Consider the following 26,007-nt stretch of genomic DNA (forward strand, 5'->3'; position numbering starts at 1 on the left):
CACTTTAGCTCTAGTTTGTGTATATTCAAATTTTTTGGTTGAGGAGGTAACTCGTGAAGACGCAGCTAAAAAAAATTAAAAGCGATGTACGAATTCAGTGAGACAGGTCCAGAAGGATATGGGAGGAAAACGGTTCGAGTGGAAACTATTCTATCCTCTGATTTAGTGCGTAAAATCGCATAATTGGAGAATCAGGAGGCTTTCCGTGGCAGGATGAATTTTCTCTTACAAATGAAGAACAAATCCTGTAGATCAGTATCCCGTTCCGGCATTAGGAGGAATAGCTTTTAGATGTGGAGCAAGATGCTTTCTTGTTAAACTAAATGACAAAATAAATTGGCACCTTCTACAATAACCGGAAGGTGCTTTATTAATCATCAAGAGTTTTCTATGAACTCCGGAATAGGATGGTTTATGGGTTAATACAATCCATCAATTGTTCTTCTAACAATGTCCCCAGCTTCTCTTCCTAATGAGTCGTTTTTTTCATAAGAAAAGCATCTTTAATCCCGATATCCTTTACCTTTTTTTTCATTTTCTCTGCATTGGATTTATTCGAAAAAGCTCCAGCTTGAACTCGATAGAAGTTTTTACCACTAATGGAACTTTTAACGACGATCGCGTCAATTCCTTTCTTTTTCAAAAAAGCAACTCGTTTATCTGCATTCGTTTTCTTGCTAAAAGAACCAGCGACGACAATATATAATGGTTTGGTTTGTTCAGAATCCGGAATCAATAACTTTTGGCCGGCAATAATCTTGTTGCTGGTTAGTTGGTTGTATTCCTTTAAATCTTCAACGGAAATATGGTATTCTTTCGAAATGCTATATAATGTATCTCCTTTCTTAATAACAATATAATTGTCCTTGGCGAATGTAGTCGCTTGACCAAAATAAAATACCGAACCGACCAACAATGTACAAATGACTGCCTGCAGGAACCGTTTGAATTTTTTCATTTTATTTTCACCTCATTTATTTTGACGAGGAAAAAATCATTTTGATTCTGATAATTAAGCCCAATTATTTTCGAAAAATAAAAATGGGTAAATGGGAGCTTTTTGACCTTGAATGCTGTGTAGGGATGATACCAATGTACCCTTCTTTCGACCATAATGATTCTCTTATTACCAATGGAAAAATTCTGTTTACTTCCATACAAAAAAAAGGTGGGATGGAGAATACCGTCATTAAAGGAAGGAATCAGTGAAACAAGCTACATCGTATATTTGGGATATTGTAACCGTACTCGAAATTCGGTTTAATAATGTATTGTTGCGGGTTATGGATTGAAGATAAAAAATAGTGGGAACGATTTTTTTTATTTATTAGATCATCAAGTAGCTAAAGATTTCGGAAGTAGAGATCAGAGGATTCACATCGGTTTAAGTTGAACACCTGATGCATTTAAGAAGGAAAGAGGAAACACAACGCAGAAGTAGTAAAGGTTAGGAAATCATAACAATACGTTAAAGGGAAAAGGGATCTTAGTTTACAGAACTCCAAAAAGGAGAAATCGAAATGGGGCAGTGGACACTCTCGAAAGAGGAATACGAAAGATTGCTAGCCTATGTCGGTTGCGGGAATTTCCTGGATGCAGATATCATCGTATTTGGGAACGAAGAGGGAACTGGCGGATATAGTGTGGAAGCCAATGTTAAAGCGCGAGCTTATTACAATGGGCGTAACTTACTTGAAGGAGATTACGTTGCGTGTGTAACAAATGATGATTGGAAAAAAGGATTACATGATTCTAGCACTTACGGGGGTGAAAATAAAGTGGAACACTACTTGCCACACGAAACGAAGCAAAACGGTGGGTATTCAGCAGGTGTGTTTAACCCGTCTAACCCGAACGTTCATGTTAGGAAATATGCTATAAAAGTGAGGAGAAGAAGGTGCAGCCATTTCGCCATCAGAACCAATTTACACCGAGAATTTGGCCTGAATTAAGGATGTATAAAAAAGGGGACCATCTGTTAGTGGAAAATGAACGGCCGCTCGATACCTTCAGCAGCGCTGTCCATGGTGGAGGGTTCCAAAAGATCAGCCATTTTGTCAATTGGCAGGTGCCGCTCGATTATGCCTCAAGTGATCCGATTCAATTAATGGAACAAAAAATTGCTGAATGGGAATATCCACTAAATCAGACCGCAGGCTTACAGACCGCTGCGAAAATACATTGTGCTTCCATCCTCGAAGAACAAGGTGATGAATTTCGCATCGTCTGCTGTGTGACCGCAGGATTAGGGAATCGCGAACGAGCCGGAAGAAAGCGCAAGACGTTTTCTGCTTACCAATGCGGTACCATCAATACGTTTGTTTTTATTGATGGCAGGCTGACCGAGGCTGCGATGATCAATGGGATTATTACCGCTACGGAAGCCAAGGCGGCCGCGCTTCAGGATTTGCAAGTAAAGGTGGATTCAGGCGAGTTTGCTACGGGAACGACAACGGATTCTGTCGTCCTGGCAGCGAGCCAGGCCGAGCAGCTTCCTGTCCATCTTTTTGCCGGCACCGCTACCACTATCGGAAATTCGATTGGCTGCCTTGTTTACAAGGCCACGTGTGAGGCAGTAAGGAATGGGGAAGGCTGATGACGTCTACGCTTGTTCATGCCATTTATATTTTTATTGCGTATCTTATTGATCGAATCATTGGTGACCCCCGTTTACTGCCCCACCCGGTCATATTAATCGGGAAGTCTATTCGTCTATTGGAAAAAGTGATCCGTACCGTTATCGTAAAGGAAAATTATTTGAAGCTTGCAGGTCTCTTGCACCCATTGATTATCACCGGGCTAGAATGGGAGACCCGATTCGGCAGATTGAAGCAGACGATATTTTACGAACGGTGCAGGTCATGAAAATAACCTCGATGATCTGCGTCAGTTTGTTTATGCTAGTTTTCTTATTCCTCCAACAGGTTTTCAAATTGTTTGTTTAGGAGTTTAAAAGAATGAAATTAGGTATAGGAAGCTGCCATGGAACATTTGGCGAGCTTGTACAAGGGATGATTGGAGAACGTCCGTTTTTAATCACACTGCCAATCCCATCTTTTAGAACTGAAGCTCGCTTTATCCCAGACCCATCCATATCTGAAATAAGCATAACAGATTCAAAGTTCAAGGCCAAAAGAGCAGGGGAATTGCTGCTGAAACGATTTGGCATTAAGGGAGGCGGACATCTAGGGATACACTCCAATATCCCTATTGGCAAAGGGCTGGCCAGCAGTTCCGCTGATATTGTCGCAGCTTTAAGGGCGATTTCTGATAGTTATTCTCTTCCCATTACGAATGAAATCATATCTGCGATTGCCGCAATCGTTGAGCCCACGGATGGAGTGATGTATGAAGAGGTTGTTGCCTATGATTATATTCATGGCCAACTTCTCGAAAGCTTTGGGGAATTGCCGCCATTTATCCTTGTTGGGATCGACCTTGGAGGCACCATTGATACCATTGAATTTAATCAGGTTCGGAAATCCTATAGCCGCGAGAATCAAAGGCAACTTTTAGAAGCCTGTCATCTGGTTAGAAGGGGCTTTATGGAAAGAAATTTAGCTACTATTTGCAAGGCAGCTACGATAAGTGCACGGATAAACCAAGAAATATTGCCAAAACCTGCTTTTCATCATTTGGAAAAATTAGCTGATTCCTATCAGGGAGGAATGGTTGTTGCTCATAGTGGAACTGTTTTGGGACTTTTATTAGATAGGAATATCCCTGATCTTCATAAAGTGTTATCACATATATCAAAGGAAATATCGATTCTTTTCAAGAATGCGAATATAAAAATTTTTAATAATCGTCGTTAGGGTCTGCTAATTCAATTCTCGAACATAAAGGTCAGTCTACGTTTTGTTGATAAATTTATTTAACACTCTTCCACTATTATCACTGTTTAAGTGTAAAGATTCAAAACGCCTTTTATATTGTTCTATTATGATAATAAGAAAGGCTCCCTAAAAGCGAGCTTAAAGATTTATTGAAAGAAATGAGCGGTGATTTAAGAAACGATTTAAAACAGGAATGCATCTGCCTGTGTTACCAGATAAACCACATGAACATGTTACTGAAAAAACACCCTAGCATTCATATACTCCTCTTAAGGCAGGCAGACTAAAAAATCTGGCTGCTTTAAGGGAAGTATTTTTGTGTTTAAAAGAGTTCAAGTACATATTAACGAAAGTAAATTATGAATTTGATGACCATGTATATCTAAATTAGGTAAAATAAAAATAAAGTGACAACCCAAATGAATTAAAAAACCATAATTATATTATGTCAACTAAAACGATATTATTGAATCAAATCAAATCAAACTAGAGTTAGATATTTGTAAAGTTAAAGGGGAATCACAAATGCTAGATAACAAAGCGGAACTCCAAAAAAGCGGACAGCAAGACAAAACATATACACTTTTAGGTCCGGATAAGAAACCTTATCAGAGTAAAATTCCAGGTACATACGGCGGCCACAGGAAAACCAAAGTCTATGGACGAATGGATTGCCCGGCGGCATTACGGGCCATTGCCAAAGGGGGATATGTACAGAATCGCGTATTTTTTGCGGACGAGGAGACCGCGATTGCAGCAGGATTCAGGCCATGTGCATCATGCCTTCGAGAAAAATATACGGAATGGAAAGAAAGACAAAAGCTTCAGAACCCTAATCGATAAGGAGATCTTGCCATGAAAGCACAAATGGAGGAATTGTTAGATTTCGAGGATAATTGGCTCGACAGGGAAGGCCTGGACGAAGGTGACGGAAGGAATGTATGGCTGGAGGAAGGAATTCGGTTATACACACGATTTCTGGAACTTGATAGAAAAGAACCGAGGTATTCCATAATGCTCGCCAATCTATACCTTCAATTGGGGCGCGATGAAAAAATGCGCAGGGGCAACTATCGAAGGGCCTATGACATCTTACGAAGGGCAACCATCCATAGCCCTGACAAACCTGATGCCTTTTACCACTTATCCTTTATCTTGGCTGAAGAGGACCGGAAGTGGGAAGCCGTCTTATTTTATGGTAATGAAGCGTTGGAAAAGGGAATAGACGGCAGCAAACGAATTAAACTACTATGTAACCTGGCTCTAGCCTATACAAGAATCGGATACCCTCGAAAAGGTGCGGACCTGATTAGGGAAGCAGTTACCTTGGATGTCAAAAAAGAACAACTTTGGTTCATCGAACTATATATGGATAAGATGAAAAAGAAACATCTGGAACCCATACTTTTAAAGGAAAATGACCAAAAACGCAAGAGAATCACCCATCATGATATGGACCAAACACTCGAAGATGCTATGAACGGAAAATACGTGGTTCTCAATCTGGCAGACTCTGAAAAACTTGTTTATGGCAGCAGCGATACCATAAGGCTGGAGCCAAAGCAGGCGGAACTGCTGGGTTATTTAATCGACAATAAAGGAATCTATTGTGATAAAAGCAGAATTGAAAAGGCAATATGGAATGATCAAGTGTTGAATCCAGCCATTGTCAAACGGTACATTAACGCCATTCGAAGAAAATTAGCACAGTCATTGGGCAGGAACGATATTAAAGAGAGTGTATTAATAACAACCAAAAACGGTGAATATGTCTGGAATGCCGATATCCCGGCAAAAGTCCTCCGCAAGGTATAAAAATACCGGTTACGACCATCGTAACCGGATTTTTATATATTTAGGGTGCAAAAGATAAGGGAGGATGATAAGGATGAACTTACTAAAATTAGAAATGATGACCGCGACAGAACGGATGGCAGAGGCACTAACAATGAGAGGCTTGTTTGTTGAAACGAAAGGTGATTTTATCGTTCTGACAGAGGAAAACACCAGTGCAGATATCATGAAAACAAAAAGATTGCTCAACGACCTTGGAATACCGACGTTTTGGCAAGGGAACCAATTCCAGATATTAGTGAGCCGGTTTCCGATTGCCGCGATGAAGAAGATCATCAACGTACCAGGCAAGGAATTCCCAGTCCATATGGAAGGCTATCATTTCAAATGGAGAGCATTTGCCCAACGGCGATTCGGCATCAAAGTGAATGCCTTGGACCTCGATGCGAACATGGCCATGTTTGTCAAAACACTGAATTTAGCAGGGATTACGGCTCTTGCAGGCTGCAGCGGCCATCACCGTTACCCGCCAAACGTCCAGCTTTCAGGTGTCTATCAGGGAGCATGGTTTAAGGTAATCCAGGAGAAATATTTTAGTGGATTAAATCTCCATTATACATGGGAAGTCCATTTCGATAACGGGTCAGGCTCCTGTATCAGGGCCGTGGAAACAGGGCGCTGGGACATGAGTTTGATTTATCAGGACACGGTGCAAATGGCCGAGGTGCTCCAAAAATACGCTGCAGAGATTCGGGAACTCAAAAAATCTTCTTTTAAACGCAGCAAAGAGATGAAGGAAACAGCCGGCAAACTTCTGAAAGAAGAACATGTTGAAGCATTAGTGGAATGGATGACAGAACAAGCCGAAAAGCAGTTCAGCCTTATCTGATAAAAATTTTGATTGAAAGGATGGACAGAAACATGAAAAGCTCTCAAGATAATTCGGAACACATCGTAACGTTAGCAGAGTGGCTTCAGAAGTCTAAACACACAACAATCCTAACAGGAGCAGGAATGTCCACAGAATCAAACATCCCGGACTTTCGCTCAAAGGAGGGCTGGTGGAACAATATCGATCCCAGAACGGTTGCCACCACCGAGGCTCTCGACAACCATTATGATTTATTTCATGAATTTTATAGTATGAGAATCAATCTGCTTGAAAATTGCCTGCCGCATCGAGGGCATCATATATTGGTGGAATGGGAGCAGCAAGGCCTTATTCAAGCCATTTGTACACAGAACGTCGACGGCTTCCACAGCGCTGCCGGCGGCCAGCATGTATACGAACTTCACGGCTCCATCAACAAGTTCCACTGTGCGGACTGTTCTAAAATCCCAAGCAAGGAGCAATTCCTGAATAAAGATAGATGCAGTCAATGCGGTGGCAAGCTCCGGCCAAATGTTGTCCTTTTTGGAGAAATGCTGCCAGAGGAAAGCTGGAGCACTTCACTCTCCCATATTCGTAAGTCAGACCTTGTGGTTGTGATCGGAACAAGCCTGGAGGTATACCCTGCCAGCCAGCTGCCGCAAATGACAGAAGGAAAAACCGTCTATATTAACACGGAAACGAACGGAAAGAATCAAGACTTTAGTCTCATTATTCAAGATAAGGCAGGAGCTGTCCTTGCAAAAGTTAACGAAATCATAGAAAAAAAAGAAAAATAATTTTCTAAGTATAGTAACTTTTTCCTACGGAACCGTGCTATACTTGTTATGCAATTGTATAAATAAGGAAGAACAACAAAGAAACACGTATAGTCATTTCATTCGTAATCTATGCCAAAATCACATGTATTACTATATTAATATGAAAATACATGTTTCTATTTGACTACTTCCATTCTTTGTTTGGAGTAGTCTTTTTTAAATTCTGTTTTCAGAAATATTAGAACTTTTATACCAATTGGAGGGTTAAAAAATGGAGAAGAAAATATGGAAATGGATATTGGATACTTTCCCGGATGATGGAATTGCCAATATTGCGGATAATTTGATGATCAAAATAAAAGGTTTTCGCCAGTTAAATCCCCAGCAAGCAAATTTCAAAATGGTGAGAAACAGGATCATAAAGGAAGCGCTTAGTCAAAAGAATAGCAAAAAACTATATCATTTCTTTGATTCTATCGTCGAAGACCGTTCCGAAATCGAGTCGTTAAGAGGGAAAAGTATCGAGGAGCTTTTACAGGTGCTAGAAGAGGAAGGGCTGTATCCATCCATCTTACTTGGGGTGCTGCTGTCCAGTGAAGATGAGGAAGATCATGGGAAGGCTCAGGAAATATATATAAAACTCAAAGAGGAAGAAAAACTCGACCTGCTGGAAAAGCAAGTTGATGAAAAGCTTGCGAATGAAAGGGACGCAGATGTGCAGGAAACCTTGGACGAGCTGGAGAAGGGGCTAAAAACAGCGCTTAAGGAAATCGAGAGGCTGGAAAAGAAGCTGAAGAAACTGGAACAAAAAAACGAGGAGCTAAAGACTAAAGAAGCAAGCAGCCAAGCAAGCCTCAAAAATGAAAGGAAAGAATGGAAAACCGAGAAAAAGGCATTCCAGCAGGAAATCCAATCTCTTAAGGCAGAGATGGGCTCTGTGCGTAATGATCGGAAGAGCGCTTCAGCAGAAAAGGAAGAAATACATAAAAAGATGGCCAAGCAAACAGAAACAGTGAAGTTGAAGGATGAAGAGATTAATAGGCTACATGCACGCGTCCTCAAATTAGAAACAGATTTAGAGAATCAGAATAATCAAAACAAATCAGGAAATGACAAGATAAAGGTTACGATGATCGGTGACCCTTATTCAAGCAGATTGCTGAAGTATAACAAATTTGAACTAACCATTTTAAAAGGTTCAGAGTTTCAGGAAGAAAAAGGACAAACGGCATTGGATCATGCCGATCAAGTCTGGCTTTTGACTTACAAAATCCCAAGAAGCGTTCAAAAACGAGTAAAATCCGTCGTGAAAAACAAACAAACGAAGGAATTTACGACATTTGCCGACTTGGAAGACCATATGCTGAAGGGGATGTTTTAACGTGAACAAAACATGGAATACCAACTTGATAGGCGTCCTTGCCAGTGAGGAATCGGTACAATACGCACTGCGTAAAAAAGCCATTTTTAAAAATGTACAAGATGTACTGCAGTTTTATGTAAGGATCATCAGTAAAACGCCAAGTAGTTTCCCGACTATCAAATTGATCACCTTCTTCGGAACGGATTTGGAAAAATGGGGCTTTGAAGGAAATCATCTGGAGGAAACGGAAGGCAGAAGGGCGGTCTATCGCTTCCTCGAGGATAACCTGCTGGTATTCAAACCGCAGCAGAAAATTCGCTACGATGGACAGGAAGTTTTTGACGGAACAGACCTGATCCTCATTCCAAAATCGGAAAGGTATCATGAGGGGGTAAGTTTGACGCCAATGCCGATCTTTTCGGAAGAGGAGCATGGCATGACGCAGGTAGAATTTGAACTGCGCCTGCAAGCGGGTGAATGGTTGGGGAATATTGCTGGCATTTCCCATGAACAAAAAGACACACCGGAATATATCTTGTGGAAAACCAGCGATACAGTTTACACCGTTTATGGAGAGTTTTCCGGTCACCACTACGGGGAAGAAGGATTTTCCTTTACCAGGAACAAGCTTTTGAAATCAGCTCCCTTTGATGAAGAGTGGCTCGATGATTGTTACGAGGTTGATCATACGATGTTCGTACCGCACGAAATCTTTATGTACATCGATGGGACCATTGAAGCGGCGGAGCCTTTGGAGATTCCTTATAGAAAATCTCCCTTGATGGAGAAAACGGAGCAGCGTGTGGCGGCTGCACAAGCACAAACACTCGACCCTGTGGTAACTGTTGACCGGAGCCGTATGTCTGAAGCGGAATTGATGCAGGAATTCATCCGAACCACGATGGAACAGGGACTGCTTTATGACAAAAAGGATCTCTATAATTTTCATACAGCGATGAAATCTTCCAACCTGGTTATCTTGGCCGGGATGAGCGGAACGGGCAAATCGAAGCTGGTCCAAGCCTATGCAAGGGCACTGGGGCTTACGGACGATTATCAGATGACATTGGTACCAGTCCGGCCTGCCTGGACGGATGATGCGGATGTCATTGGATATGCGGATACACTCAATGAACAGTACCGGCCGGGAGACTCCGGTGTCATCAACGCCCTGTTGAGTGCCAAGGACAACAGCAACAAGCTACATATTATCTGTTTTGACGAGATGAACCTGGCAAGGGTGGAGCATTACTTTTCCCAATTCCTTTCGGTGCTGGAGATGGAGGCGGGACCAGGCAGGGGCTTAAGGCTATATAATGACGATTTGAAAAGCCAGCTGAAGAATTCAGCGACATATCCGCCCGTCATCCCGATCGGTGATAACGTCATCTTCGTCGGAACGGTCAACCTGGATGAATCCACCTACCATTTTTCTGACAAGGTCCTGGATCGTGCAAACGTGATTACTCTTAATGTTCTTTCGTTTGATAGTCTTATGATGTTGACGAAAGAGATGAGGGAAACAACAAAGCCTGCTGGAGGGAACGGAACCGTTACCTTGGATCTGTTCGACAGCTACCGTGACAAAACCAAGGATATTCATATGAAGGAAAGTGAATTGACCCTGCTATGGGAAATCCATACCGAACTGCAGAAGATCAATAAAAACCTGGGAGTCGGCCCAAGAATTGTCCGGCAAATCGATCAATACCTCAAGAACCTGCCTGACAGCAGCTGTTTCACGCGGGAAGAGGCATTCGATAAGCAAGTGGTGCAGCGAATCCTGACCAAGGTAAGGGGGCCGGAGGATCTCTTGAAAAGGTTCATCGGGATGTACGATACCGTCACAGAGAACATTGAAGCAAGCATCCTGGGTGACTTATTGGACAAGTATCACGAGGTGTCCGAGTTCTACGACACCCGGAATGTCCTGGTTCAAAAGGCGAAAGAGTTGAAGCACAATGGCTACACCCTCTAATGGATTTGAAGTCATCTTTAACCAAAGATTAGGGAATCTGGACAACCCCATCACAGCAGGACCATTTTTTACGAATGAACATGATTTTTTTGAAAAAAGGGACGAATCCTTCATCGAAATAAAGGAATATTTAGCCGTATCAATCACTTTTCGTTCCAATCGGACGGATGCCCAGTTCTTCCTGGATGGTTTGGAAACCTTACCTGAGCCGAATCTGAAAACCGATTCGCAAGTAGGGGAAGTATACCTTTCACCTTCTGAAAATCCTGTCATCCTGTTCGATCACAATGATGAATATTGCCCGTTGATTCCGGGCTTTTATCGGTTGATGGTGATTTATGATGGGACACGGTATTACAGCTGGGTAAAGGTTGTTCCGAAACAACTCGAGGAATCACAGTGGGAGCTGATGAAGCAGGAAGTGGAGCAGGAATTAAACGGTTTGGCGAGGGAGGTGCTTCTAAAAAAAACAGACCTAGATACCAGGATGGATGGTATCCCACTGGGGCTGCTGGAGCAATTTTTCGTGATCAACAAGCGATTTTCCTCGGTGATGGCGGCGTTGACTGACCTGTATCGAAAGGTCAATTTTCGAATCAATAAAGGCTATACCTTTGTTTCCAAGGAGAGAACTAGATTCATAGACGATAAAACCATTCGTCATGCCGCCTTCCGCCCGAATAATGACCAGACTTTCAAGGCACCAGTCAGTGAGGTTACCTATGACCTGCCGGAAAACCGTCTGGTTAAAAAAATCATCGAGTCCATTTCCAAGACGTTGACCAGCTTTATCGAGGGGGTCGAAAGGACGGCAGGCAGCCTGACGGATCATCATTCTGCGAGTCCCGTCGAAACTTTTCCGCAAAAAGATATTACGTTGCTGGAGCTTGAAAAATTAAGCAGACTTGCTGGAAAGATGCGGGGAGCCATCCAGTGGATCAAGACAGCCCCATGGTATGAAAGTGTCGGTGTCTATCAAGAATCAGGGATCCCGCATGTGATGAACAGCGATCCCAGGTACCGTGCGATTTACCAGCTATATCGAGAACTCCATCAGGAGAAAAGCGAAGTGCGAACCTATCCATCCTATGCTTATCAGTGGAAACGTTCAGACAAGCTCTATGAGATTTGGGGATATATCCAGTTCATTAAGGCCCTCACGGGAGATGAATTAGCGTTTTCTCCAAAGAGCGGATGGATCTTCAATGAGGACTTTGGCACAAACGTTGGGTTTATTCCATCGCTTCCTTCCAATACGGAGGTAGTGATGAGGAAGGACAATCTGGAAATCGTGTTAGTCTATGAAGGACGCCTGCCGACACAGAGCAGGCAGGTAACAGCGAAACAACATTTATATACAAGGGGAACGCACACCACTCCGGATGCCAGGCTGGATGTCTATAAAGAGGATATCTATTTTGGCAGCATTATCGTCGACTTTAAGTACCGGCCAAGAAAAGCGATATGGGACGAAAATCTGATTTTCAACCAAAGGCAGAATGAGGTCATGCGACAGCTGGTCAGCTATAGTGATAATATTCATTCGAACTTCCTGTTTGGACCCGTCGGGAACCCGCTCATCAGCCGGTTCAGCCCGGTTCAGGAAGTATGGGCCGTTTATCCGAACCGTTTTGGTGCATCAAGAAGTCACGAATACGCTGATCATAAAGTGTGCTTAGTAGAACTGACACCAGGTCAAATGAATGACCTCCTTGTTGATAAAATCAAGGTAGGTATTGATAGTCTTTTGGAGACAAGTGAACTGATGATGGCTACTGTACTGAAAGATGATTCAGTTAAAGACTTGGGTTGGCAATTGGTTTAAGGTACTTTGCCGATGCTAACTATGTATTGAAATTTTTTTACACAAAGGGTTCTGAGATGGTACTTTCAGAATCAGATAGAAGAATAATGAACCTATCAAAATAATATTTAAACAAAAGTGATTCGGCTTCGAGGTTTACCGTTTTTGGTAAACCTTTTACTCATAATTGTTCTTAATAACGAAATTTGTTGTATAATAATTAAAGATTGGGAGGAGGAATATGATGGATCAAAGGTATAGATTTCACAACCACGGTAATGAATTAATTGAAAATATTCAAAAGGAATTAGGTTCCAGATTTTGGCCCGAATATCGCTTATCAGGTGTCACTTTTTATGGGAACAAAGGACGAATTCTGAAGATGGTTAATAGCTCTAAATGGCTTTATTTTGAGTTTAATGTTCCTGTTCCCACGGTTGATGGACTGGAAGTTCTAACTGAGAAGGAAGCAAGAGAGAAGCATATGGGTAGTTGCCGATGGGTCTATAAAGGGAATAGCTTAAATTCAGTTCAAGTGTTAATTAAAGAAGCGTTACAAAAATATTAAACCTCTGAAAAACGAAAATAAATTTTAAAAAAAGCGTTGAAAGGGGCAATTACGATTGGTTTTAAAAAGTATAAAAACGGTCTCATTTGATTTTATTCCTCCAGAAGATTTAAAAAGACAATACAAGGTGTTTGGGAATTTTTATAGTCTAGAACAAGAAGGCAGGAGTAATGGATATAGAAATGACTTACACATAATTGCTAAGGACTATTTTGATGTGCATGGTTTAAAACAGCCTATCAAGTTATTAGTAATCATGATGAATCCTGGCGAGTCGGCTCCGCTCTCTAGTAGCAATCGGATTCCTCATTTTACTAGGGAAATGGTAACCATGAGGGAGCATTGTTTAGATCCTATACCAACCAAGCCGGATAGAACTCAATACCAAGTTATGAGAATGATGAATGGGCTAGAAATCGAACATAGCAGAGTAATCAATATATCTGATATTAGAGATACTCAAAGTGGTAGCTTAGCCGTTGACCTAGAATCATTAAATTCGGACCTTCATAGTTTATTTTCGGTGGACCGACAACTGGAACTACAAATCATTTATTCTTCTTTAGCTGATGATGCTTTTATTTTTTTAGCGTGGGGAAGGGACATTATAGATTGTGAACCATTTAAGCAGCTAGCTGAACGATGTTTTTCAAGCTTACCTAAGGACAAAGTGGTTTTAGGTATACCTGGAGAAGATTACTTAAAGTTCAAGCATCCTTTGTCAAGGGGAATTGGTGGTAATCCAAGGGAATGGTTGCGGGAAGCTGAGAATTGTTTTAATGAGTACTTTACAAATCTAAGTTAGGGAGGATTTTTATGTTTTTTTTTTAAGGAAAAGTCCAAAGAAGTATGGATGAACATTGATAAACCAACTAAGAAATGTACAATTCACTCACAATGTTCCTTTCTATCTAATAAGTCAGAAACAAAATATAAAGGATTAGGAGAGTTAAAAAGAGATGGCGGTTGGTTGAAATTTGACTCTACAAGTGAAGCAAGAGAGTATCATCAAGGTAATTATGATTCATATTGCTTGATCGAACATTGTTAGTTTTTATGCAAAATTTAGAGGAGCATTAATGGCTTTCTAGAAACAAGGACTGACCTTTAGAACACGAAAGCTTTTTAGTATTGGGCACCGGATCTTGTGGTCAGTCCCCAGGTCAATTAATGCCTTAACGGACCGGGGGATTGACTTAGAAGAAGTGAATTGTTAAAGTCAAAATCATTAGCTCCGCTATGAAGAACTAAAGGATGGGTAAGTTAAGGATATTTTTTAAATTAAAACCGAATCAGCAGCACCTCTATGGGATGCTGCTGATTCAGTTTATTAAGTGTGTTTAATAACTTGGCCAAGTAAAATCCTTCTTATAATAGGTATTCTTTAATTTGTCCAAGTCATATTCCCATTCACCTATGGCATAACTAAATTTAGTTGGGCCATTTTTTTGTCCTTTTCGTAAACGGACATTGTAAGCAATGGTGTAGGCCACTTTCTTTAAGCCTATCGCAGGGACAGCTTTTTCAAGAATGGCCCAACGCTTGACTCTTGTACGACCTGTAATTTGATATCCAAGTTTTTTTAGTTCACTATTTTCGTTTAAGACCAGTTGATCATGTGAAGAAGAGTCCGGATTGTGGCTGATCTCAGTACTTGGCCACTGAAACGTGTGAATAGTTTGTTCTTCTGGTTTTATTGGAGGTTGTATATGAGTCTCAACAATAAAATTTTCAACTCTGATTATCTTGGGATCGTTTCTTTTATTTATTTCTTCCGCTAATTCTCTCGCAACGAATGCCTGCTTTTTCTTCCTTTTCTTTTTCCCTTCTTGTATATAGACAGTAACAGTAGCATACCCACCACTTGGCAAGTTACGTGTATCATTTGTATAAAAAGGAACCAAAACATCAGTCTTCTTTAATTTTAAATCCGTTATTAATTGATTAAGTTTAGTTGATTCCACCATTTGCAGTGGTTTCGTAATAACAGGAATAGTCGGCGCTGGTGTTTCCACGACTAAATAATCTAATTTTTGACGCACTTTTTGTACAATTCGTTCTGTCTCTTTTTTATCAAAGATTTTATTTTGTTCAAAACCGAGGATTAAATCTTTTTGCTTTTGTTTATTGTTTACCTTTTTAGCATTAATGCAGTCGTACATAAAAGTGTATAACTGAAAGATACTATTCTTTTCATCTAGCCATTTTCTAGATTCTTCTGTTCGATCAACTAGTTCTTGATCGAGGTCAAATAAGAACGAGTACCACAAAAAGAAGCAAAACTCTGCCTTTGAAACGTTAGAATCTAAGAAGCCCCATTCCAGTTTAATTATATGGGCTAAAGCTTCCGCTAATTCAGACTCAAATTGGTAGGCCAATAATAGCTTTAAAAAGCGGATAATCATTTTTGGTTCATTAATATAAAGGACACTTTCAAATAGTTCTGGATAATTCTCCTTCAAAAAATGCGTTAAATAAGCAGTATGATGGGTGCGCAGAATGGATAACAGCTTGATAAAGTTCGCCAAAATTACATCTGTATAATCACCTGCCAGATCCTCCTTAATTACATAATTGAAAATACAGTAGACAATTTTCTTTATCGTTTGGTCATCCTGCATTAGTGGCTTGGGATTCCTGATAAGAATGTCCAAGGTGTAATGCACCTTTTCCAAGTCATCATTTTCAATACTATCCTGAAATTGTTCAAGCAATAATGTTAAATTATCAGAAGTTCCTAATGTCGATTCAACATTATTTGTTTCAATAGGTTTCAGTGGATCATTAATTTTTTCGGTTAATTGTCTATTTCTTAATACAGTGAGTTCTTCCATTAACCCTTTTCTTTCTTCTTGTAAAACTTCTATATCCGCAATTAATTTTTTATTTTCTAATTCTAAGTGTTTAATTTTTTCTATATAAGGGGCTAAAAGCTGCTGCAGTTCATTTTCAAGATTTGAAATGATTTTGCTTATGCTTGACATGTCTCTAAAATCCCTTCAATTAAAATTTCCTACAATAATTATAATAAAAAAAACGTTATAAAAGTTGGAAAATGTATCCTGTTGAACAACAGTACCATCCGGCAATTATCTCGTCATAGTAAATCAAGATATAGTCAAAAATAATAGTATTAAAAAAATGGAAGCATAATGGACATCACATATAGCATTTCGTTTTTGTGTTCAGCGAAATCAAATAAGGATGGCTGTTTGTAAAATTTTCTGGATTTATGGCTCAGTTAATATTAATTGTTGATTTTCGGTTTGGTATGAGAATTAATAAGCGAAGAATTTTCGGCTAATGTATGTAGAGGAAGCTTAAGACGCAGATATAAGCGTAAATATTCGATTAACTGCTCTAAATAAGACAAAATCCAAAGAATTTGATCAGATAAGAGGAAAAACTCCCCTTATTTTTAAGGAAATATCGGTATTTCCCAATTTAAGCGAATTTTCTCCGTTTATTTTTCAAGCACAGTGAAATCGGCATTCAGTGATAACACCTAATTTATAAAAAAGTGAATGGGAGGGGAAAAAGTGGGCAGGGAGGCTTGGAAAAAGGTTTTGGGTTCCATCCCGGATGGAGAATTAGTTGATTTAATTGATATTTGGAAGATCCAAGTAAAGGGTTTCCGGCAAATAACTAAAGATAACATTCAAACAGTCAGGTCTATGGCCATTTTAGAAGCTTTAAAACCAAAAAACCTAAACATGATCAAACATTTTTATGATACATTCCACCATAAAGAAAATCCTGATGGCAAAGATATTAACCTTCGCGAGGAATCAGTAGAAAGCCTTAAACAGCTCTACGGGGAGTGTTCTGTAGACCTCCATATTATTTTGGGTGTCCTTTATTCTAGTGAAGAAAAGCTACACCATCTGAAAGCAAGGAAATTAGAGGATAGCTTACTCGAAGAGCATGGAGCAAACTCAATTTCTGAGTTAAATGTTACCAATAAAAATGCATCTAGTGAGCAGGTCCAGCTTACCTTAGAACCCGATGAGGAATTGGAGTGGGAAAAGAAAAAGAGAAAGTCAGAGGAGAAAAATGAAAAGCTTCAAAAAACCATCGATAAATGGGAGAAACAGTATACGGAATTAAAAAACAAGTATAAAGAAGAGAAACAGCAATGGGCCAAGGAAAGAGCACAGCTCCAACAAGATTTGGGCAGGGAAAAATCGAATGTATCTGGTGTAAATGAAAAACTTGCATTAGCCGAGGGAGAAACAGGACGTTTAAATGAAAAAATCCAAACTTTAAAAGCAGAAATATCCCACTTAAATGCGCTAATGCTTAGCTCTAATACAAAAGTAGATGTGGAGCCAGCAAAAGATCAAGGGGCAAAAAACCCTTCCCATATTGCCTTAGTAGGCGACCCCAAAAATAAATTAACGGTAGAATCTGAGGACCCTATTTTTCATGTATTCGGACCAAAAGACATTAATGAGGCGTTGGAAAAAAACGTCTTTCAAGATTTTGATGAAGTGTGGATTATGTGTTACCTAGTTCCGCCGCAGATGAAAAAGAAAATAAAAAAAATACATAATCAAAAAATTGTAGAATTTATGGATTTTCCATCGATGAAGAGTTACATCAAAAAGGGGAGATAAAAATGAGCACAAAAATCTGGGACAGTGATTTAGTTGGAGTTTTAGATGAACCCGATCAGTTTGACCTGCCCTATAGAGATACCATATTCATCAATAAAAACAATAGTCTTCAATTTACAGTCCGGATTATTTCGCAGCCGGCGGAAAGCTTTCCTAACGTTAAAACGGTCACTTGTTTTTATTCAGATCTTGAAAGATGGGGGTTTGAAGACGATTTTCTGGAAACCGAAGAAATCAGAAAAAATAGACTGCGTGAATGGTTAAGGGATCGCCTGTTTGTTTTTAAAGTAGAGAGGCGTATCAGATATAACCATGAAGAGGTATATAATGCGTTGGATGTCCGTGTCATGCCAAAGCTGCCAAGCTTCCATGAAGGATTACGGTTAATCCCTGCACCGATATTTAGTAAAGAAGTCCATGGTATGAAAAATATGGATGAGTTTGTAATCCGCCTCTCTAATAAAAAATTTGTTGGAAGGATCGATAACATCTCCCATGAGAGTGATGATACACCGTCCTTTGTGGTTTGGCGTGAGTTGGACGAAGAGGAAGAAGAACAATTCTCTATCTTTGGAGAATTTTTAAGGCACCAGTACGCGCATGGTGGTTTCAGTTTCGATGTTAGTGACGAACTTAAAATAATCTCCTTTCAGGATAAATGGCTGGAGGAGTGTTATTTCAGCGATGCGATCGGGAATCTCGTTTTTATACCGATTGAAACGTATCAGGAAATTACCAATGCTCTTGAACATGCATCGCCTATTCCAACCGTTATAGAAAGCGAATTGGAAATAAAAACACCTGCTGCATCGGCAGTAAATACAACACCTAATGTACTAACAGCAAAAGAGGAACAAAAAGTAGCCCAAACACCGCAACCTGATTTGGAATCGGATATGCCTGAAGGAGTTAACGCTGCCGCTACTGTTCCAATGACTGATCAAAAAGAACTAGATTTTTTAAAATTGCTATATACCAATACACAGGATGCGGGCTTGGTGTATCAGAGAGAGGATCTCATTAACTTTCATACGTCGATGAAATCTTCATCTTTAGTTATCCTTTCAGGCATGAGCGGAACAGGGAAAACAAAACTAGTGGAGGTTTACAGTCACTCACTTGGACTTAAGGGAGAACAATTTACCGTTATTCCTGTCAGCCCCTCATGGACATCCGATTCCGACCTGATCGGTTACGCAGATACCATGCACATGGTTTACCGGCCTGGAGATTCAGGACTTATTAACGCATTACGAAAAGCAGAGGATGAACCAAATAAAATATTTGTTATTTGCTTCGATGAGATGAATTTGGCACGTGTGGAACATTACTTCTCGCAATTTTTATCCATTCTCGAGATGGACCCGGGGAAAAGAGTGTTAAGGCTTTATAACGATGACTTGGAAAGCCGGCTCTATAATTCCGCTCAATATCCGCCGACGATCGTGATAAGAGATAACGTGTTTTTCGTAGGAACAGTGAATATGGATGAATCGACTTATCATTTCTCAGATAAGGTACTGGATAGAGCCAACGTCATCACGTTAACGGTGATGCCTTTTGAAAACATGAAAGAAATGCCTGAAAAGAAAAAAGGATTAACAGCACGCAGTGAGGAGCTAGATTTTGAAACGTATAAATCATTTATCCGTGAAAATCGAACGGTTTCACTTTCAGAACAGGAATTGGCACTCCTTTGGGACGTTCATAATGTGATGCAGGAAGCAAATAGACAGGTGGGAGTGGGTCCGCGGATCGTCAAACAAATCGACGTGTTCCTTGAGAATCTTCCGTCACAGGAATATGTGGATCGTGAAAGAGCCTTTGATTTTCAGTTTGTCCAGCGTGTTTTAACCAAGGTCAGGGGATCAGAGGATCAATTAAATGATTTAATTGGAAAATATGAAAGGGATTCTGGAGAAGCTGTCACTGGCAAGTTCATGGATATCTTTAACGAATACCCAATGGTCTCCGATTTCAAAATGAGCAGAGAGGTAATCAAACAAAAAGCGAAAGAGCTGAGGTTTAATGGTTACACCATGTAGGACGGATGATTTTACGGTTTCATTTATTCATGTTTATGGAAATGGTTCACAAGAAGAAAAAACCTTATCCTGCTTTGTTGAAAACCTTGAAGACTGGGATGAAAAGGTACATGGCTACCTGGAAATTCGGGAATTTGTTGAATTAGAATTAAGTTTTAAGTGTGAACACGATGATGCGAGATTGTATATGGATGGATTAGAGGTCCTAACTGGGGAAGCTCTGCCCAGAGATGAAATCACTGGGGAACCTTACATCGATGCTGGCCAAAGGGTTACTTTATATAAGAGTCCCGGTTATTATCCTTATATCCCAGGAATTTATTGTATCAAGGTAGTCTTTTCGAATAAAACCTATCTTTCGCTGGTCAAGGTGATTACGAACCGTTTAACAGATGAGCAGCTTAATGTCATGCGCTTAGAAGTGGAAGGCTTCCTAAAAGGACTTGCACATGACGTCGTCCGCAAGCAGAAGGCTTTTTATCATATCGATGATGATATCCTTGATCCCACTTTGCTTCAGCAATTCAGGGTATTGGACCATCATTTTGCGGAAATATCAGCCATTCTGGCGGATTTATCCCAAAGGATAAGATTCTCGCTAATGAAGGAATATCATCTTCAGCCTGTTGACCGCCCGGCACAAGTAGATGATGTATCCATTAGATACAGATTAAGGCATCCTGAATCAACCAATTACGTGAAATCACCAAAGAAAAGGGTGAACTATGACCTGCCGGAAAACCGTATCCTTAAAACCATTATTGAAAAATGGCTGCGGTTGCTAAGGAATTTCATTGAAGCAGTAGATCGTAATCTTGAACGGTTAACGAGTGGAACAACAAAAGCTATTTCCTCCTATATTCCATATGAAAAAAGAGTTCAATATGTAGAAGAATTAAGAGGGTATCGGGACCGAGCCGCACAAATGAAAGGCGCCTTCACCATTTTAAAGACAAGCAGATGGTATCAGGAACTTTCCGACGGAAGGGTACAAATGATTCCAACTATGATGTACGTGGATGTGCGCTATCGGTTTATCTGGCAAATGGACAGGATTTTGTTTTCCGAACAAACGGACATCACACTGCATCCAGACTGGAGGTATCATTGGAAAAGAACGGACCATCTATATGAAATTTGGTGTTATCTTAAAGTCCTGCAAACATTGGAGTCAAGCCGTTACGGTTTTTCATACTCTTCGGGCTGGCTTTTTGATCATAGAGATTTAGCGGGAGCCGACTATTTTGTGATTCCTACCATTCCTAAAGGGACAACTGTCGAGCTGAAAAAGGATGATTTGCGGTTATCTGTCATTTACGATGCAATCATCCCAGCCAACCAAGCCGATACGAATCAGCTGGATAGCCCAATTTATACAACGGCAGAAAATAATAACCCCGACATCCGAATTGATGTTTATATCAAAGATATTTTTGTCGGGACGATTTTATTGGAATCCAAATACCGGAACAAGAATGCCATATTGGGAAGCGAAGTGATGCGGCAATTAACCAGCTATGCCGATAATGTTCGCTCACCCTATATCTTTAATAAAAAAAGGCGATGGGAAAAATTCCGCCCTGTTCATCAGGTTCTCGTCCTCTACCCAGAAAAATGGGGCGAAACAGATGTGGAAGCGAAAGAGGGGAGAAGTATCAGTCTAATCCCTCTAACACCTGCAACGGACTTAGATGTTTTTAACCAAACCATTGAGAGCCTAATAGAAGATTTGATTTTGGAAGCAGAGGATGAAGGGATTATCACTGAAACAGTGTTGTTAAAACAGTAGGATTGGCGCGCTTTTATAATAGGGGCTAACAAAAACTCGAGTAATAGTTTAACTAAAGCGGACATAGCAAAAATAGGTTTACCATTTTTGGTAGGCCTAATTTTTTTGGCAATGTTATACTTTTAATTGAAAATAGAACTAATACAGCTTTGTTAATAAGGGGATATACTAACAAATTATTAGTCAAAAAGGATGGGTTTTAATGAAACTGGAATTAGACTTACAAAAATTTAATTTACAGGCGTTTCTTGAGGAATCAGAGAAAAACGGTGAAGGAATCAGTGACTCCCACCGTACAAGTAATTGAAAATTTGGATAACTGTTGGTCTGATGATATTGACGTTTATGAATTTGATTATTACTTGGAAAATCTCGTAAATGAACAAAATTATTTGTATGTAAATTTTTCCGAACCGGGTTTGGAGAGAGAGATTGGATGCATAGATGGTGAAACTTATTATCTAATCGATATTGATGATTATGAGATAGAAGCGGAAGACGAGGATAGTGATATACCGGAGGAAGTAAAGCCGGTTAAGGTTTTGTACCTAAATGAAACTTGTTCGCTTGGGTATTTGTTGAAAGTTGATAACGGTACCCTAATTATCCAATCAGCAATTTATTATTTGCATGGGAAACATTTTGTTGGTCCTTGTGGTTTCGGTTCGACTACGGAAATTGAGGTCAAAGAGGATGTAGAGCTTTTTGAACAGCCTATGATTGAATATATAAAGAAGTATAAGAAGGATTAATTTTTGCAAAAAGTCAGTTATTAAAAATAAAGTGGACAACTGACTTTTTTGAATTAAAGGGTCAGTCCAGTCCACTTGGTGCATTAAATTTTAGTGTGCTGGGGGACTGACCCCATTTTTATGTTTAATGCAGCTATTAATAAAAATTAGTAGGTGATTTAAGAAATGGGCTTGTCCAAAAAAAGTAGACGGAGTTGATGAAAAATACAATATCTTTTATAGATTAGATTTTTACCACTTAAGATATTGTATTTGCTTGAAGTCAGGCTCCTTTATGGACAGCCCTATTTATTACCAGTAATCGAGATTGCTGTATTTGATAAAATATTAAACACTTGGCCAGGTAAAATCGTTCTTATAATATAGTTTCTTTAATTTATCCAAGTCATACTCCCATTCGGTAATGGCATTTTTATACTTAACGAAACCATTTTTTTGGCCTTTTCGCAACTTAACCTGATAAGCAATCGTATAGGCTACTTTTTTTAACCCTAATTTTGGAACGGCTTTTTCTAATATTGACCAGCGCTTTGCTCTTGTTTGGCCTGTAATTTGATAACCCAGCACCTTCAGGTCACTACTTTCATTTAATGTTGGTTGCTCGTGCGAATCACTATGTTGACTCTCCTGAATCTCTGTACTTGGCCATGGAAAGGATTCTGTTGATTGCTTAACATCAGAAGGTTTAATGGGAATAATCACTTTGTTGTATTCCTTTGCGCGCAATACTTTTGGCTCGTATTTCTGGTTGACCAAATACTCTGTCTTTGTTGAGATAAAGGCACTATTTTTTCCTTTAAAATACAAAGGTAGCTCGATATATCTACTAATGATGTTAACTCCTTTGCCCCGAAGCAATGGTACTAACATCTTCTTACTTTGTAATTTTTCCATTTCAATTAGTGCCTGTAACTCATCTGGCTTAACTATATACAATTTTCCAGTAAAGTATGGAACGGCTTCAGATTCGTATACTAGATGGAGTAAAGCCCGGTCTACCTTATCTAATATAAGGTGTTTCTCATGGTCATTAAAGATCTCATTTTGGCGGAAGCAATCCAATAGTAGGTTTAATTTTTCCTTACTCTTGATTTTATCGGCATTAATGCAATCGTACATAAAGGTATATAACTCGATAGTACTTTGTTTTTCACTCAACCATTTTAAACTTTCTTCAGCTTTGTCAATTAATGTTTGGTCCATATCTATTAAAAAAGCATACCAAATAAAGATATAAAATTCCTCTTGTGATACATGGTAATCTAGGAATTCCCACTCGGAATGAATTAATTGTTTCATGGTTTTTTTAAATTCAACAAGTAATTCGAATTTGATTAGAAGACGTAAAAACGGAATTATGGACTTTGGTTCATTAGCGTAAAGGAGGAAGTTCCATAATTGCGAGTAATGGTCAAGCAAGTACTGACTTATCTGCTTTTTAAGATGTGTGTGATAAAGCTTTGACATTAGGTCAAATATGCATACAATATTTTTTTCGACTTCTTCATCAAAGTTCTTTTTACCAGTTGCAATTAGTTTATCGAAAATACTCTCTAGCATTTGATTGACTCTAGAATCCATGTGTAGTAATGGATTAGGTTTGTAATTTAATAATTCAAGAATGTACTGAACGCGGTCAAAATGACCGTGTTCGAGCGCTTGAAGACAATATCCAAGGATTAATAATGAGTCATCAAGGGAAGATGATAAAAATAATTCATCTATTAATTCGTGATAGGCATTTGCCTGAAATGACTTATCAAGGATCTCCGAATTCTGTTTGCTTAACTGTGATAATTGCTCCCGAAATTGACGGTTGTCACTTAATAGGGAATCCACTTCGGCAACAAGCCTTCTGTTTTCTTTCTTCAACTCATTCATTTGCGTTTCCTGTGCCTGTATTTTCAATTGTAAATGATGTAGTTTATTTTCATAAGCAGCTGTAAGCTTTTGAAGTTCATTTTCAAGTAGTGATAGGATATTGTTGATAGGAGACATTAATCTCTTCATTCCCCTCTATTTAATTGTCATAATATTATTATAGTAGAATTTTCTTATGTAGAGGTAGGAAATTATTCCTGATGCCATAGGTGTGAAAGGCAGACTGTTTCACTTTTTGGCGGTAGTGAATAGGGTAGAGATCATTGACGGGCAATTAGGTTTTCCACTTTTGGTAAACCTATCTCTATTTTAAGCCAGAATACTTGAATAGAATATCTTTTGAGGATTAACATAAATGAAGTTGGGCCCACCCTTTTTTTAACCGGGGTGGGGAACCAAGGTGTTCCGATAGTTCGGTGGGTATGTATTCTAGTTTAGTGGTGGAAAACTCCATATACAATCTGCAATTTTTCATACGATGGGTTCCTCCATAGTATTCATAAATGGTACAGAAATATTAGAGGAACCAATGAGAACTTATCTGCACTAATTTATTCACTCAAAAAAATGATTGAAGAACCGGGAGGATTAGAAATGGAAGCAAAAATCCAAGCATATTTTGAAAAAGTGAACATGCCGACTCATAAGACTCTGGACGAGTTTGACACTTATTTATACGAAAATCATCCTAAAAGAACAGTTGATCGAATCCTTAGAATGATGGAAAATCGGATGGATGAAGGGGGCGATATTTACGCAAATATTTATCGTAGAAAAAATGAATATCTTAGATTGAGTTTAGATGTATCCAGTTATTCTACCGATCAGTATCGAAAGTTTTTTGAATGGGTGATGACGTTTCAGGAATTGAAACCAAAGCATATCCTTGATATTGGCTGTGACAATGGGTTTGCATCCTGTTTTTATGCAACATTATTTCCTGATTCAGAAGTTATAGCGATCGATGTGAATGATAAAGCGCTGGAATGCGCGAAAGAGTTAGCGACACAGTTGGAGCTGCAAAATATTGAGTTTCGACAGTTGGATTTTGCCGAAGCAGCAAATCATTTTTCGGCAAAAACGTTTGACCTGATTGTATCCCTTTCATCCATACATGAAATTGCGAAACCGTCCCTACTGCCGCGGTCGTGGAGTATAGAAGATGGTGTAAAACTGGCAACAGAAAGCGGCAAAGAGGAAGAAACCTTTACACAGCTGGAATCACTGTTAATTGATAATGGGATGATTTTATCGATGGAACGGTTACCAAATGTTGATTATATTGCTGCAAGAGCGGTCGATCTTGAACGGTCCGGCCTATTTGTTGACTGGGAAAAGTCGAAAAAAATAACCTACGATGAGTCAGGAGAACCACAGACAATGCCTGCTTTCTATATTTCTAAACGACGAACAGATAGAGGAATAGTGGAGGGGGCTTTGAATCTGTATCTAAATAGGGCTATGCTATCAACCTCATTTGGAACCCATCTTTTAGATGTAGAGGCTGAAGTACAGTTCGATGAAATAGAAAATAAGGAATTCGTAACCGGAATGCAAATTATGTTTTTAAACGGATCAGGAACCCTAAGACTAGAGGTTTGGAAGTTAGGAGCAAGGTTGCTTGCTTACCGTTATAGCAATGTGGGATACAGGGACTTGAAGATTGTCCCTAAAGGGTCGGTTTCAACTATTAAGAAGGAATTCAATAAGATGGCGGAAGAGTATGAAGCATTTGCAGAAGTTGCATTTTATAAAAACATTGAGGAACGGGATCAGTTAGAAGTGATTTAGGGGAACAGGTTTACTTGATAAATTTCTAATTTGGGAAAAGAGAGTAATTCTCAGATTTTTGGCTAGAAGTAAATAAAGTAAAACATAGAAGTTATTGATCATTTACTATGAGACACTAAGCGTATACAAAGCAATAAAAC

At 39.4% G+C, this 26,007-nt stretch carries 21 protein-coding genes; 18 read left to right on the plus strand and 3 right to left on the minus strand.

Features of this window, described 5'->3' with window-relative positions:
- Nucleotides 1–469 precede the first annotated feature (469 nt).
- A complete protein-coding gene (locus tag KHA99_RS20910) occupies nt 470–958 on the minus strand; it encodes a LysM peptidoglycan-binding domain-containing protein (protein WP_213119413.1) in 489 nt (162 codons plus the stop codon).
- Nucleotides 959–1,520: 562 nt separating this feature from the next.
- Between KHA99_RS20910 and KHA99_RS20915 the strand changes: the two genes are divergently transcribed.
- The 13 genes from KHA99_RS20915 (at nt 1,521) to KHA99_RS20975 (ending at nt 13,798) form a co-directional block, all read left to right on the plus strand.
- A complete protein-coding gene (locus tag KHA99_RS20915) occupies nt 1,521–1,952 on the plus strand; it encodes a hypothetical protein (protein WP_213119414.1) in 432 nt (143 codons plus the stop codon).
- Nucleotides 1,898–2,596: an adenosylcobinamide amidohydrolase gene (locus tag KHA99_RS20920; protein WP_213119415.1), complete on the plus strand. Its 699-nt coding sequence runs from the start codon at nt 1,898–1,900 to the stop codon at nt 2,594–2,596. The genes KHA99_RS20915 and KHA99_RS20920 overlap by 55 nt, the downstream gene beginning before the upstream one ends.
- Nucleotides 2,596–2,865 carry a cobalamin biosynthesis protein gene (locus tag KHA99_RS20925; RefSeq protein WP_213119416.1) on the plus strand — a complete coding sequence of 90 codons (270 nt, stop codon included), beginning with the start codon at nt 2,596–2,598 and terminating at the stop codon, nt 2,863–2,865. Before KHA99_RS20920 ends, KHA99_RS20925 begins: the two co-directional genes overlap by 1 nt.
- A 92-nt stretch (nt 2,866–2,957) precedes the next feature.
- On the plus strand, nt 2,958–3,815 hold the full coding sequence (locus KHA99_RS20930) for a GHMP family kinase ATP-binding protein (protein WP_213119417.1): 858 nt from the start codon (nt 2,958–2,960) through the stop codon (nt 3,813–3,815).
- A 546-nt stretch (nt 3,816–4,361) separates the two neighbouring features.
- Nucleotides 4,362–4,679 carry an Ada metal-binding domain-containing protein gene (locus KHA99_RS20935; protein WP_213119418.1) on the plus strand — a complete coding sequence of 106 codons (318 nt, stop codon included), beginning with the start codon at nt 4,362–4,364 and terminating at the stop codon, nt 4,677–4,679.
- A gap of 12 nt (nt 4,680–4,691) precedes the next feature.
- Nucleotides 4,692–5,651 (plus strand): winged helix-turn-helix domain-containing protein, encoded by a 960-nt coding sequence (locus KHA99_RS20940; protein ID WP_213119419.1) that lies wholly within the window; start codon nt 4,692–4,694, stop codon nt 5,649–5,651.
- A gap of 73 nt (nt 5,652–5,724) precedes the next feature.
- Nucleotides 5,725–6,519, plus strand: coding sequence for a hypothetical protein (locus KHA99_RS20945; protein WP_249366798.1), 795 nt, complete (start codon nt 5,725–5,727; stop codon nt 6,517–6,519).
- A 32-nt stretch (nt 6,520–6,551) separates the two neighbouring features.
- On the plus strand, nt 6,552–7,298 hold the full coding sequence (locus tag KHA99_RS20950) for an SIR2 family NAD-dependent protein deacylase (RefSeq protein WP_213119420.1): 747 nt from the start codon (nt 6,552–6,554) through the stop codon (nt 7,296–7,298).
- Between the two features lie 253 nt (nt 7,299–7,551).
- Entirely contained in the window at nt 7,552–8,661 is a 1,110-nt protein-coding gene (locus KHA99_RS20955; protein WP_213119421.1) for a hypothetical protein, read from the plus strand.
- 25 nt (nt 8,662–8,686) lie between these two features.
- Nucleotides 8,687–10,621: an McrB family protein gene (locus KHA99_RS20960; protein ID WP_249366799.1), complete on the plus strand. Its 1,935-nt coding sequence runs from the start codon at nt 8,687–8,689 to the stop codon at nt 10,619–10,621.
- Nucleotides 10,605–12,446, plus strand: coding sequence for a DUF2357 domain-containing protein (locus KHA99_RS20965; protein ID WP_213119423.1), 1,842 nt, complete (start codon nt 10,605–10,607; stop codon nt 12,444–12,446). The genes KHA99_RS20960 and KHA99_RS20965 overlap by 17 nt, the downstream gene beginning before the upstream one ends.
- A 223-nt stretch (nt 12,447–12,669) precedes the next feature.
- Complete coding sequence (locus KHA99_RS20970; protein ID WP_213119424.1) at nt 12,670–12,993, plus strand: hypothetical protein; 324 nt, start codon at nt 12,670–12,672, stop codon at nt 12,991–12,993.
- Nucleotides 12,994–13,048: 55 nt separating this feature from the next.
- Nucleotides 13,049–13,798 (plus strand): hypothetical protein, encoded by a 750-nt coding sequence (locus tag KHA99_RS20975; RefSeq protein ID WP_213119425.1) that lies wholly within the window; start codon nt 13,049–13,051, stop codon nt 13,796–13,798.
- Between the two features lie 535 nt (nt 13,799–14,333).
- On the opposite strand, the gene KHA99_RS20980 is transcribed toward KHA99_RS20975, so the two are convergent.
- On the minus strand, nt 14,334–15,977 hold the full coding sequence (locus KHA99_RS20980; protein WP_213119426.1) for an intermediate filament family protein: 1,644 nt from the start codon (nt 15,975–15,977) through the stop codon (nt 14,334–14,336).
- 555 nt (nt 15,978–16,532) lie between these two features.
- Here KHA99_RS20980 and KHA99_RS20985 point away from each other — a divergent pair.
- The 4 genes from KHA99_RS20985 (at nt 16,533) to KHA99_RS21000 (ending at nt 22,195) form a co-directional block, all read left to right on the plus strand.
- The gene (locus tag KHA99_RS20985) at nt 16,533–17,609 is read left to right on the plus strand and encodes a hypothetical protein (RefSeq protein WP_213119427.1); all 1,077 of its coding nucleotides are present in this window, start codon (nt 16,533–16,535) and stop codon (nt 17,607–17,609) included.
- A gap of 2 nt (nt 17,610–17,611) precedes the next feature.
- Complete coding sequence (locus tag KHA99_RS20990; protein ID WP_213119428.1) at nt 17,612–19,654, plus strand: McrB family protein; 2,043 nt, start codon at nt 17,612–17,614, stop codon at nt 19,652–19,654.
- Nucleotides 19,638–21,443 carry a DUF2357 domain-containing protein gene (locus KHA99_RS20995; protein ID WP_213119429.1) on the plus strand — a complete coding sequence of 602 codons (1,806 nt, stop codon included), beginning with the start codon at nt 19,638–19,640 and terminating at the stop codon, nt 21,441–21,443. Before KHA99_RS20990 ends, KHA99_RS20995 begins: the two co-directional genes overlap by 17 nt.
- Nucleotides 21,444–21,724: 281 nt before the next feature.
- Nucleotides 21,725–22,195 carry a hypothetical protein gene (locus KHA99_RS21000; RefSeq protein WP_213119430.1) on the plus strand — a complete coding sequence of 157 codons (471 nt, stop codon included), beginning with the start codon at nt 21,725–21,727 and terminating at the stop codon, nt 22,193–22,195.
- Nucleotides 22,196–22,522: 327 nt separating this feature from the next.
- Here the strand turns inward: KHA99_RS21000 and KHA99_RS21005 are convergent, their stop codons facing one another.
- The gene (locus KHA99_RS21005) at nt 22,523–24,205 is read right to left on the minus strand and encodes a cell division protein ZapB (protein WP_213119431.1); all 1,683 of its coding nucleotides are present in this window, start codon (nt 24,203–24,205) and stop codon (nt 22,523–22,525) included.
- Between the two features lie 465 nt (nt 24,206–24,670).
- Here KHA99_RS21005 and KHA99_RS21010 point away from each other — a divergent pair, with 465 nt between their 5' ends.
- On the plus strand, nt 24,671–25,867 hold the full coding sequence (locus tag KHA99_RS21010) for a class I SAM-dependent methyltransferase (protein WP_213119432.1): 1,197 nt from the start codon (nt 24,671–24,673) through the stop codon (nt 25,865–25,867).
- Nucleotides 25,868–26,007: the final 140 nt, after the last annotated feature.

The sequence above is a fragment of the Neobacillus rhizophilus genome (genome assembly GCF_018343535.1).
Lineage (GTDB): Bacteria > Bacillota > Bacilli > Bacillales > Cytobacillaceae > Neobacillus > Neobacillus rhizophilus.